This is a genomic window from Dyella sp. ASV21, from assembly GCF_016428975.1.
Taxonomy (GTDB): Bacteria; Pseudomonadota; Gammaproteobacteria; order Xanthomonadales; family Rhodanobacteraceae; genus Dyella.
On record NZ_JAELTT010000098.1, the window covers coordinates 1 to 11,435 of the forward strand.

The following is an 11,435-nucleotide window of genomic DNA, read 5'->3' on the forward strand; positions in this document are numbered from 1 at the left end:
CCCCCCCCCCCCCCCCCCCCCCCCCCCCCCCCCCCCCCCCCCCCCCCCCCCCCCCCCCCCCCCCCCCCCCCCCCCCCCCCCCCCCCCCCCCCCCCCCCCCCCCCCCCTTTTTAATGCTCCGGCGACCCCCGAGATCTACACCCGAACGTTGTCGTCGGCAGCGTCAGATGTGTATAAGAGACAGGCGTGCCGGCCTCCGCCGGTCGCCACCTGGCACCGGAACTGCCGGAGCCGGGCCCCGCCCCCACCCGCACGCCCGTGTCGCTCGCCGGCAAGCCGGTGCGCACGGCGCCGCCGAGCGTGCAGGCCAGCGGCCAGCCCGAGCAGCTGAAGGGCGTTCGCCGCAACATGGCGCGCGTGATGGCCGAAGCCCACGCCAACGTGGTGCCCACCACCCTGGTGGACGATGCCGACCTGCACGCGTGGATCGGCAAGCAGGACATCACCGCCCGCCTCGTGCGCGCCATCGTGGTCGCCTGCAAGACCGTACCGGCGCTCAACGCCTGGTTCGACGGCAAGAACCTCACCCGTACCCTGCACCAGCACGTGGACATCGGCATTGCCGTGGACACCGAAGACGGCCTGTTCGTGCCGGCACTGCGCAATGCGGACGTGCTGGACGGTGCCGGCATCCGCGCCGCCATCAAGCGCCTGCGCACCACGGTGGAAGATCGTTCCATCCCGGCCTCGGAGCTGTCGGGCTACACCATCAGCCTGTCCAACTTCGGCATGTTCGCCGGTCGCTACGCCACCCCGGTGGTGGTGCCGCCTACCGTGGCCATCATCGGCGCCGGCAAGCTCAGCCACGATGTGGTGGCGGTGATCGGCGGCATCGAAGTGCACCGCCGCATGCCGCTGTCGCTCACCTTCGACCACCGCGCCTGCACGGGCGGCGAAGCGGCTCGCTTCCTCAAGGCCATGCTGGACGACCTGGCGCTGCCGAACTAAGCAACGTCTGGGTTCAACGCAAAAGAAAAAGGGGCGCCCAAGGCGCCCCTTTTTGTTGCCTGCAGAGAAGCCGAGGCCGCGCTAAGCATCGCTGCGTCGGCGTCGACTTCGGCTTAGAACGACCAGCGCAGACCCAGGTTGGCCGACCAGCCCTGCACGCCAGCCTGGCCGGAGTCGACCTGGTAATCCGCACCGCCGTAGAGCGAGACCGATTTGCTCAGCGTACCGGTGAGGCCCAGGCCCAGCTTCCAGTAAGCGCCCCAGTTGCCGGTAGCGAAGCTGCCGGCCCAGTTGTAGGCCGGAGCCGCCAACGAGGCGCTATTGCGTGCGTCCCAACTACGCAGATAATCCACGCGCAGCGACGGAGTCCACTGCTGGCCGTTGGCGAAGCTGAAGCTCTTGCGCAGATCCACGCCGACGCGCCCCATCCAGGCACGGGTCATGCCCGGAGTCACTTCCAGATCGTCCGCGTCGGTGAACGCGTGGGTCTTCAGCGACTGGTGAATCACCTGCGCCTGCGGCACCAACTGCAGGCCATCGGCCAGCACGAACGGATAGCCGCCTTCCAGCGAGTAGGTCCAGCCGTGGGTCTTGAACTGCGCCATGTCCATGCCGCGCTCGGCGGTGTCCACATGGGTGTTGTAGTAGTTGCGCGCCACCACGCCATCCACGTAGAAACCGGCGCTGTGCACGAAGGTACCGGTGAGCGCCAGGCTATGCGCGCTCATGCGAAGCGCGCTGTCGCCTTCCATCGCATTCGGCGTGATGCGCGAGCGCCCCACGCTTCCGTACACACCCAGGCGGAAGGTCGAGGCATCGCCCTGCTTGAGCACGGTGCCGCCCAGCTGGATACCGCGATCGTTCTGGTGGAAGTCATAGCCATACTGCTCAGCACTGCGATCGGTGTTGTAGCGGTAGTTACCGCCGAGCACGCGCGCATAGAACTCATCGTCGAAGCCCGCATCGGCGGCTGCACCCGGCGTGACCACGCCCAGGCGATCCCGCAGCGTACCCAGGTCGCGCACACCATAGGCCAGCATCGCGGTCGGCGCGCTCAAGTAAGCAGGGATCTGCGCGACCAGGATGCCGCCAGTCGGCTCGGCGGGCAGCACAATGGAGCCATCCGGGGTCGGGGTCGGGGTCGGGGTCGGGGTCGGGGTCGGGGTCGGTGCTGGTGCTGGTGCTGGTGCTGGTGCTGGTGCTGGTGCCGGTGCCGGTGCCGGTGCCGGTGCCGGTGCCGGTGCCAGTGTAGGAGCCGGTGTAGGGGCCGGAGCGGGTGCAGGAGCGGGTGCGGGAGCCGGACCAGCTGCCGTGCCGTTCTGCAGGCGGTAATCCCAGTAACTGCTGCCGCTACCGTCGACCAGACGCTGGCCGGCATCGGCCTGGCCCGGCTGATAGGCATACAAACGATACTGATACGGGCCCACAGCCACGTAACTACCATCCAACTGGAAGGCCGTGCCGGTCGACTTGCCCGACACCTGCACGAGCGAAATGCCGGTGGACGCATTGTCGATGCCATTGATGCCCGTCGATGCGCCCGGGCCACCGTTGTTCTTGATCACCAGGGTGGTCTGGCCGCTGGCGTTGCCGTTGATGAGCACGCGATCGGTGCCCTGGTTGGCGATGGTGCTGCCACCGGCATCCAGGTAAGAGTTCATGCTGATGGTGGTGCTGCTGGCGTTGTAGTCACCCGTGGAAATCGCCGCGCCGTAGCGGTCGTCCTTCGGCGCGTTGAAGTTCACCTTCATATTGGAGAAGTTGGCGCCACCTCCCCAGTTAAAGCTGCCGCCGTTGAGCGTCATGCCGCTCAAATTCGTAGCGGCTTGCGCTGCGGGCGCCAGTGCCATCACCAGCGCCATATTCACACACGCCACCAAAGCTTTCTTCTTCATCACAACAGGTCTTCCTTTTCAGAGGGTCACAAGCCGTCTGTCCAAAGGCCGCTCCGCTGCGCCCCGGGCATGCCCAGGCAGTCGCACTCAGTGGCGGAGTCATGGCGTTTTGGTGCGCGCCTTCTCGCGGCGGCATTCCATGCGGGGCGCGAATCAACGCGGGCGAATGGATCAGAGGAGCGACTTTAGGAAGTTCTCGAAGGTCCGGGGAATGAGAACCCTCTCGAAAGACTTGTAGGCGGAAGAACTATGGCTATCGGTAATGCATGCGAAAAACAGCATCCATTTCAAGATGTTGAACTTCGATCAGATAGCTTCTTCCACCCCTCAGTACTGCGACGCAAAGTACGACGTGGTGTGATCGAGCGCCTTGCGCCAGCGCTGCTCCAGCGCGACATCGTATTCGGCGTCATGCTCGGCGATGGCACGCAGCAGACTGTCCGACCAATGCGCATACAGCACCGGGGGCACCGGAGCGTGACCACCGCGACCATGCACCTTCGCCATCTCCAGCATGGTGCGCCGACTCAATGTGCTACCGCTCGCGTGCGATATCGCCACGCTGATGCCGCGGCGTAGCGCGACGTACTGCGCACCCATGTCGGTGTGCGCGAACATGGCCGGAATGTCGGGATGACTGGCCATGAAAATCTCATAGAAGCGGGCCATGAAACTACCGCTGCGCAGACAGCGTCCGTAGCTGGTCTGCAGATCGTCGTACGACTCGCTCATATTTACTCCTGCGTGGACTGCCGTCGTCCAGGCGCGGCGGCGAAACTAGCACGCGCCTTCGCGAACACGGCAGAGGCACAACGCCGCAAGAACACGATCCACCGCATGGACACCGCCATTGACGATGCTTCGACCGGCACACCGCTATACGAACCACACCGATCGACCACGGGAACCGCACGATGCATCACAGCCGCCTATGCACCATCGTCATCGACTGCCGCACGGACGATCTGAACGAAGCGGCCACGTTCTGGAGCCGTGCGCTTGGCAAATCCATCGTCACCGTGGACCAGGATGGCGACGGGCGCTATGCCGAACTCGCCACCGCCAATGACGAACCGATCATCCTGCTGCAACGGGTGGAGCACGAAAGCCGCGTGCACCTGGATATCGAAACCGACGATCTGGATGCGGAGGTGAAACGCCTGGAAGCACTCGGCGCTACCCGCGTTGCCCATGTACCCAACCGCTGGTGGGTGATGCGGGCGCCCAGCGGCCACCGCTTCTGCGTCGTTCGCCCGCAGCGCGAGCGCTTCGGCCCGCATCTCAACCGCTGGGAATGAAATGCGCATTGACGAAGCGCTTGGACCCGTTCTGCATCGCGTATACGTAGCCGTCATGAGGCAAGCGCTCACGAACCGCTGAATGCCCGGTGGAACGGCTGGACTTCCGGAACGCAGGCATTTCGCATGAAGTATCGCGATAGGCCGGAAGGTCGATCGGGGAACGTTTGAATGAGGCGCTCCACGAAGGGCGCCTCGATAGCCGGCACGGAGTCCGGCGAGAACCAAGGCGACGCTCAGCCCATCATTCCGGCCAAAGCGGGAATGACGGGACTTGTTACGCCGCCGTGTGGCGAGCGCGCACGTGTCTCAGTAGTCGCGAATATCCAGCGCCACGAACACACGCACACTGTAGCCGGCATCGCTCGCCGGCCAGGGCAGCGCGGCCAGCCACTGGTCGCCTGCCGGCCACGGTGCGTTGTCCAGTCGCGCCTCGGCGCTCACCTGGCCCTGATCGTCGCGGCGATAGAACAAACGTACCCAATGCAATTCACCGCTGAGTGATTCGCTCTGCAAAGCATCGCGCAACGCAGCCAGCAGCTCGCTTGGCGCATCGATATCCTCACGACTCGACTGGATAGGCCCCACGAACACATCCCAGGTGCGCACGCCCAGGTCCCAGCTTTCCAGGCGCATGCGCCGGTCATCGGTAACGTACCAACATGCGGCCAGCGCCACATGGAACACGCTGCGCTCGAAGGCATCAAGCGCCTGCTTGCAACCGACCTCGCCCTTGCCTGCTCCGGCAAAGCTCTCTTCGATATGGCGCTCCTCGCTGAGCACGATATCGATATCCAGGCGCCCGGGTTCATCCGCCGCACCGTCGTACCAACTGGCACGCACGGCGGGGAAATCGCCGTCGGTCATCAGCCATTCTTCGTCGGGCTCCAGCTCGACGTCGTGGCGCTCGAACAACTTGAGCAGGTATTTTTGGAGCGCAGCGTCTTGCATAGCGGGTTACCTCATCATTGATGCGTTTGCGGGCGCCACACGAGCTGGCGCACCACCAGCGCCAGCAACAAAACCACCATGCAGGCGCCATAGCCGTACAACGCCGGCAGCACCTGCTGCCAGATCGCGCCACTGGCCGGACCGTACTGCCCCACCGCCGGCACGCTCGCCGTATCGAATGCCGCGACCGAGCACTGCACCGACGCGAACGCCGCCAGCAGCAGCGCGGCCATGTCGAAGGCGCGACGCGAACGCGTGCGCGGCAGGCTCTTGGGGTAGGCCCAGAAGGCCCAGCCCAGCACGATCAGCCAGGGTGCCAACAGCAGAATCGCGAGGTAACGCATGGTGCGTGTGACTCCCTGTATGTGCCGGTCTTATTCCTGCGCAGCCAACTGGTCGAGCGCCGCACGCAGGCGCGACAGCGCTTCGTCACGCGTGGCTTCGTCGTGGTAGGTGGGCGTAACCGCCACCTGCTCGCCATCCAGGTCCAGCGCCAGCGAAAGCGACTCCACCGCCAGCACCGCGCTGTCGCCCAACTGCTTGATACGCTTTTGCAACGCGCCGGCCGCCTTGGGATCAGCAAAGGCCCGCGACAGCAGCAGCTCCTCGCCATCACCCGAGAACAGACGGAAGCGGAAGCTGCCATCCCCATCGCGGAAGCTGGCAAAACGCGGCGGCTTGTCGCTCTTGGGCGCGGCCTTGGCAGCAGCGGCCTGCGGCGCGATCGCCACGCCCGAACGCAGGCCAATGGCATCGCGCAGTTCCGCCACCTTCGGCGCGGCAATGGCGCGGGCCTTCTTGGCGCCTTCCTGCAAAATCTCTTCGATCACCGCCGGGCGCGCCATCAGCGCGTCGTAGCTTTCGCGCATTGGCGCCACATCGGTTTCGATGCGCTCGAACAACACCTGCTTGGCCTCGCCCCAGCCGATGCCATCCACCAGCGCCTGGCGGAACGCGCTGGATTCGGCCTCGCTGGCAAACGCACGGAAGATGGTGAACAGCGAGGAGCTGTCCGGGTCCTTCGCCTCACCCGGCAGGCGCGAGTCGGTGACGATGCGCATGATCGTCTCGCGCAAATGCTTCTGACCGCCAGCGAACAACGGGATGGTGTTGTCGTAGCTCTTGGACATCTTGCGGCCATCCAGGCCTGGCAGCGTGGCCACCTGTTCTTCGATCACCACCTCCGGCAGCGCAAAGAACTCGCGACCATAGATGTGATTGAAGCGCTGCGCGATATCGCGCGCCATTTCGATGTGTTGGATCTGGTCGCGGCCCACCGGCACCTTGTTGGCATTGAAGGCCAGGATGTCCGCCGCCATCAGCACCGGATACATGTACAGGCCCGCGGTGACGCCGGCATCGGCGTCCTCGCCCGCTTCGGTGTTTTTGTCCACCGCCGCCTTGTACGCATGCGCTCGATTGAGCAGCCCCTTGGCGGTGACGCAGGTGAGGAACCAGGTGAGTTCGGGAATCTCAGGGATGTCCGACTGCCGGTAGAAGGTGACCTTCTGCGGATCGAGGCCCGCCGCCAGCCACGTAGCGGCGATTTCCAGGCGCGAACGCTCGATGCGCGCCGGATCGTCGCTCTTGATCAGCGCGTGGTAGTCCGCCATGAAGTAGAACGCATCGACATCGTCACGCCAGCTCGCGGCCACCGCCGGTCGGATCGCGCCGACGTAGTTACCCAGATGCGGTGTGCCAGTGGTGGTGATGCCGGTGAGTACGCGGGTCTTCATGTTCTCGTTTCTTCGTATCGTTATGGTCAGTTGTTCAGCGGATCAGCGTGGATTTGCCGAACAGCGATTCGACCAGATCCACGGCCAGGCGCGCGGTCTGGTTCTTCTTGTCGAACGCGGGATTGAGCTCGACGATGTCGAGCGAACCGATGCAGCCGGTGTCCGCGATCATCTCCATGCACAGTTGCGCTTCGCGGTAGTTCGGGCCGCCGCGTACCGTGGTGCCCACGCCGGGCGCAATGGACGGATCGAGGAAATCCACGTCAAAGCTCACGTGGAGGTGCGTGTTTTCATCCACGCCGGCCAGTGCCTCCTCCATCGTGCGCTTCATGCCCACTTCGTCGATATGGCGCATGTCGAAGATGCTCACGTGCGCCTCGCGCACCAGGCGCTTCTCGTCCTCGTCCACCGAGCGGATGCCGATCTGGCGGTATACGTCCGGCGTGGTGGCCGGCACCTGCCCGCCCATCTCCACCAGCGCTTGCGGGCCGTTGCCGCACAGGCAGGCCACCGGCATGCCGTGGATATTCCCCGATGGCGTGACCTGGGCCGTGTTGAAATCCGCATGCGCATCCAGCCACAGCACGCGCAGCTGTTTGCCCTGCTCGCGGCAATGGCGCGCCACTGCGCTGATCGAACCGATGGCAAGACAGTGATCACCGCCCAACATCACCGGCAGGCGACCCTGCGCCAGCTCGGCATAAACAGCCTCATGCACCGACTGGTTCCACGCCACCACTTCCGGCAGGTGGCGGTAACCGTTGTGCGGCGGCTGCCACGGGTTGAGCGGGCCATGCAGGTTGCCGCGATCCACCACGTCCAGCCCGCGCTTGCTGAGCCGCGCGCCCAGGTTCGCCACGCGCAGGGCTTCCGGCCCCATCGACGCGCCACGATGACCGGCGCCGATATCGGTGGGGACACCTATCAGGGAAATTGCCTTGTTGCCCATGAAAACCTGTCATTCAGAAAGATGGGGAAAGGCGGCGCCCTCGCGCACCAGCGGCAGTCGCTGCTGCCGCCAGGTGTTGAGGCTGCCGTCGAGCTGACGCACGTGGCTGTAGCCCAGCGCCTGCAGCGTTTCCTGCGCCCGCGCGGCACGCCGCCCAGACACGCAGTACACCACGATTTCACGATCGCGCGGCACCCCCAGCACGCCTGCGCGGCTGCCGATCTGGTCCACGGGAATATTCAGCGCACCGGCGATATGACCATCGCGGTATTCGTCCGCGCCACGCACATCCAGCAGCAACGGCGCCTGCCCGGCCTGTTGCCGCTGCGCCAGTTGCCCGGCGCTCAGCGGTGCATCGGCCGCCAGCGTCTCATCGGCGATCGCCAACAGGATCAGAACGGCCAAGAGGGCGCGGCGCATGGAGGAGTCCTTGAAAGCTGTCGCCACTGTGGCGCGGCCGTAAAAAACAAAGCTTAACCCAAGGGGCTTGGCGGCATCTAAGGCGGCATGTCGCCGCAGCGGCCGGGCGAGCGCGACCGGCATCGCTGCGATGCAGCCGATGGAAAACGGCCCAGCAAAAAGGCCCGCGCGGAAGCATCCATGCGGGCCTTTCTGATCTTTCTGGTGCCGGCAGCAGGAGTCGAACCCGCGACCTACTGATTACAAATCAGTTGCTCTACCAACTGAGCTATACCGGCGAAGGGGGTGAAGTCTAACAGGCCCGCCGGGTGACGTGCCAAAGAACGGGCTCAGAAGCAGCCGGTGCTGTGCGAGCCGACGCCGCGCACGCGGCTGCGCCACTCGGTGCGGCCATTGTCGGCCATGACCACGTCCAGCCAGTATTCGGGCACGCTTTCGGTGCGTTCGGTCATCTGGGCCGGGAAGCCGGCGGCAACGACCTGGTCGCGACGGCGACGCGCGTTGGCCGGGTCTTTGAACAGGCCTAGCGAGATGGTGTTGGGTTGCTCGCCGGAGCTGACGATGAAGTATTCGCCCACGTTGGCGGCGGCGAGTCGGCGGCCCAGTTCCAGTGCCTTGTCGCGGCTGCCACCGCCCGGCAGGTAGACCCACCAACCGGAGGTTTGCGTGGTCTGCTCCTGGCGAGAGCGCATGCGCGCGGCGTAATTGGTAAGGGCGCTGCGGGCGCTGCGCATATCCACCGGGGTGGCGAAAGGTCCCAGCGCGAGGCAGGTGTAGCTGGTCTGTCGCGGCGGCGTGGGCACCGGCGCGGGCGTCTGCGCGGGCGTCTGCGCGGTCGACGCCGGGGCGGAGGCGGCTGGCGCGGCGACCACGGGGGGCGCGGCGACAGGTGCCGAAGTCGGCGCGGCGGGAGCGACCGATGCCGGCGGCGCCGGTCGCTCGGAGAGCAGGTGCAGTGTGGGCACCCCGGCGTCGGCGGCGCTGCGCCCGTGCACGTCGTCCTGACCCAGCAACAGCCACGCGCCTACCGCAATATTCAGGGCAATCAGCAGGACGAACAGCAGGCGCAGAAACATTGTCGATCCGTCAGGCAAACGTCTGGAGCCGGCATTCTAGAGAGCCGGTGCCAGGGGGAAGTGTGCATCTGACCACACGGCCAGACCACGCAAAACACTGTCTGCGCTGACCCGGGCCGGCATGGACAGCAAAGGTCGCAGCGCCTCGGCATCGCCACCACCCAGCACGAGCTGGGGTGAGCCGCCCAATGCGGGCGACTGGTGCGCGACGAAGCGTTCGATCAACGCGGCGGCAGCCTGCCAGCAACCGGATACGACGGCATCGGGCGTGTTGTCGGCCGCTTCCAGCACGTCGCCGGGGCGATCCACCATGACGCGTGCGGTAGCGCCCAGCAGGGCCTGCTGCATCAACTGCGGCCCCGGAGCGATCAAGCCACCAAGGTGGCGACCATCGGCGGTGAGCGCGTCCAGGGTGAGCGCGGTGCCGGCGCCGGCCAATACGCAGGGCGCCAGCCCTTCGGCGCGCGCGGCGACCATCGCCAGGAAACGATCCACGCCCAGCCGCGCGGGTTCGGGATAGGCGTTACGCACGCCGCAGGCTTCGGCGGGCGTGCGCAGCCATTGCGTGTCGCTCGCGAAACACGCGGCAACCACTGCGGCCACCAGACTTTCGCGCTCGCCATCCACCACCGATGCACCGAACGCGCCGCCAGGTTGCGGCAGTTCGCGCCAGGCGTGATGCAGGGCCAGTGCCACGTCTTCGTTCCAGCTCACCGCGCCTTGCGCATGCCAGCCCGTGCTGTCGCGCAACGCCCATTTCAGGCGGGTATTGCCCAGATCCAGCAGCAGCCTCATGCGCGTCGCACCGTTACGTCGGCGCTGTCGATGGCGCGCAGGCCATCGGCGGTCTGCACTTGCAGCGCACCGCGCGCATCCACGCCCGCGCCTACGCCTTCCAGCTCGCCCAGCGCGCCATGCAGGCGCAGCGCCTTGCCATGCAGCAGGTCGTACTGCGCGTACTCGACGGCGAAGGGTGCGAAGCCTTCACGCTCAAACTGGCTCAAGCCTTGCGCCAGCGCCTGGATCAGCGCGGCGGCCACGCGATTGCGATCCGGCGCTTCGCCACCCGCCAGCTGCGCCAGGTCTTGGATGGGCTGGCCCGCTTGCTCCTGCAACGCAGGTGTCAGGCGCACATTCAGGCCCACGCCGATGATGGCGGCGCACGGGCCCTGATATTCACCGGCCAACTCGACCAGGATGCCGGCCAGCTTGCCGTGGTCACTCAAGACGTCGTTGGGCCACTTGAGGCCAGCGCCCTCCAGGCCAAGGGCCTTGAGCGTGCGCATCACCATCACCCCGACCGCCAGTGACAGACCCGATAGTGCGGCAAAGCCACCATCGAAGCGCTTGAGGCAGGACAGGTACACATTGAGCCCCGGCGGCGACAGCCACGCCCGACCGCGACGCCCGCGCCCGGCGGATTGGGTTTCGGCCAGCACCACGCTCAGGTCCGGCAAGGTGGCCGCGCGGCGCTGGATTTCGCTGGAGGTGGAGTCGAGTTCCCAATGCACTTCCAGCGCCCCTAGCCGACCCTGTACGTCGGCCGGAAGGTGGCCGCGCACAGCGGTCGGCGACAGCAACTGGATCGGCCACGGCAGCCGGTAGCCGGCGGTGCCGCGCGACTCCACCGGCACGCCGCGCGTGCGCAGGGCCTCGATCTGCTTCCAGATGGCGGCACGGGTCACCCCCGCGCGCTCGGCCAACTGAGTGCCGGAGACAATGTCGCCCTCGGCCAACACGGTGAGCAGTTCCTGGGCCTGCATCAGGGCAAGCCTTGACCGGGCCAGGTGCTATCGCAGCCGGCGCTGGGGATGTCGGACAGGGCAACGAGGTGAGGCATCCGGCGATTCTAGCCTGCGGCAGTGGCGCCCCGCAGCGGGAAAGCGGGTTGGCATTCCATGACTTTTGGGACTCGCCCCGCCCGGAACAGGGCCGCCAGAGGCACTGGCATCGGCCTCCGGTTTCTGCCAGCATCCGGCTCTTGGATTGCGGATCAAGGGGTTGAGCCGCCATGAGCTCCGGGAAATTCTTGATTGTCTGTGCACTGTGTGTCGGCAGCATTGATGCTGCATCGGCCATGGACGCTGACAGCCAGGATATGGGCGCCATGCAGCACTCCCTGGACAGCGGCAGCAGCAGCCATGACGGTGCGGGCGGCGGCA

General features: G+C 66.1%; 11 protein-coding genes, 1 tRNA gene and 1 pseudogene. 2 read left to right on the forward strand and 11 right to left on the reverse strand.

The features are described 5' to 3' along the window. Positions 1 to 186: 186 nt before the first annotated feature. Positions 187 to 948: pseudogene (locus JHD67_RS19765) on the forward strand (dihydrolipoamide acetyltransferase family protein); the annotation flags it as partial. A 113-nt stretch (positions 949 to 1,061) separates the two neighbouring features. Here JHD67_RS19765 and JHD67_RS19770 read toward each other — a convergent pair. Both JHD67_RS19770 and JHD67_RS19775 read right to left on the reverse strand, forming a co-directional pair. Further along, the gene (locus JHD67_RS19770; RefSeq protein ID WP_199100898.1) at positions 1,062 to 2,843 is read right to left on the reverse strand and encodes an autotransporter outer membrane beta-barrel domain-containing protein; all 1,782 of its coding nucleotides are present in this window, start codon (positions 2,841 to 2,843) and stop codon (positions 1,062 to 1,064) included. Positions 2,844 to 3,170: 327 nt separating this feature from the next. Beyond that, positions 3,171 to 3,575: a globin gene (locus JHD67_RS19775; protein ID WP_199100899.1), complete on the reverse strand. Its 405-nt coding sequence runs from the start codon at positions 3,573 to 3,575 to the stop codon at positions 3,171 to 3,173. A gap of 182 nt (positions 3,576 to 3,757) precedes the next feature. Between JHD67_RS19775 and JHD67_RS19780 the strand changes: the two genes are divergently transcribed. After that, positions 3,758 to 4,141, forward strand: a complete 384-nt coding sequence (locus tag JHD67_RS19780; protein WP_199100900.1) for a VOC family protein — start codon at positions 3,758 to 3,760, stop codon at positions 4,139 to 4,141. A gap of 309 nt (positions 4,142 to 4,450) precedes the next feature. Here JHD67_RS19780 and JHD67_RS19785 read toward each other — a convergent pair whose 3' ends face one another. The 9 genes from JHD67_RS19785 to JHD67_RS19825 all read right to left on the reverse strand — a co-directional run bounded on the left by JHD67_RS19785 (position 4,451) and on the right by JHD67_RS19825 (position 11,036). Continuing rightward, positions 4,451 to 5,092 (reverse strand): DUF6348 family protein, encoded by a 642-nt coding sequence (locus tag JHD67_RS19785; RefSeq protein WP_199100901.1) that lies wholly within the window; start codon positions 5,090 to 5,092, stop codon positions 4,451 to 4,453. 14 nt (positions 5,093 to 5,106) lie between these two features. Next, on the reverse strand, positions 5,107 to 5,436 hold the full coding sequence (locus JHD67_RS19790; RefSeq protein WP_199100902.1) for a hypothetical protein: 330 nt from the start codon (positions 5,434 to 5,436) through the stop codon (positions 5,107 to 5,109). 30 nt (positions 5,437 to 5,466) lie between these two features. Beyond that, the gene (locus JHD67_RS19795; RefSeq protein WP_199100903.1) at positions 5,467 to 6,828 is read right to left on the reverse strand and encodes a tryptophan--tRNA ligase; all 1,362 of its coding nucleotides are present in this window, start codon (positions 6,826 to 6,828) and stop codon (positions 5,467 to 5,469) included. A gap of 34 nt (positions 6,829 to 6,862) precedes the next feature. Then, positions 6,863 to 7,777 carry an arginase gene (gene rocF, locus JHD67_RS19800; RefSeq protein ID WP_199100904.1) on the reverse strand — a complete coding sequence of 305 codons (915 nt, stop codon included), beginning with the start codon at positions 7,775 to 7,777 and terminating at the stop codon, positions 6,863 to 6,865. A 9-nt stretch (positions 7,778 to 7,786) separates the two neighbouring features. Further along, the gene (locus JHD67_RS19805) at positions 7,787 to 8,197 is read right to left on the reverse strand and encodes a rhodanese-like domain-containing protein (protein ID WP_199100905.1); all 411 of its coding nucleotides are present in this window, start codon (positions 8,195 to 8,197) and stop codon (positions 7,787 to 7,789) included. Positions 8,198 to 8,399: 202 nt separating this feature from the next. Beyond that, a tRNA-Thr gene (locus tag JHD67_RS19810) sits at positions 8,400 to 8,475 on the reverse strand. A gap of 51 nt (positions 8,476 to 8,526) precedes the next feature. Next, the gene (locus JHD67_RS19815; protein ID WP_199100906.1) at positions 8,527 to 9,273 is read right to left on the reverse strand and encodes an SPOR domain-containing protein; all 747 of its coding nucleotides are present in this window, start codon (positions 9,271 to 9,273) and stop codon (positions 8,527 to 8,529) included. Positions 9,274 to 9,309: 36 nt separating this feature from the next. Beyond that, the gene (locus JHD67_RS19820; RefSeq protein ID WP_199100907.1) at positions 9,310 to 10,068 is read right to left on the reverse strand and encodes a type III pantothenate kinase; all 759 of its coding nucleotides are present in this window, start codon (positions 10,066 to 10,068) and stop codon (positions 9,310 to 9,312) included. After that, positions 10,065 to 11,036: a biotin--[acetyl-CoA-carboxylase] ligase gene (locus JHD67_RS19825; protein WP_199100908.1), complete on the reverse strand. Its 972-nt coding sequence runs from the start codon at positions 11,034 to 11,036 to the stop codon at positions 10,065 to 10,067. The genes JHD67_RS19820 and JHD67_RS19825 overlap by 4 nt, the downstream gene beginning before the upstream one ends. Positions 11,037 to 11,435: the final 399 nt, after the last annotated feature.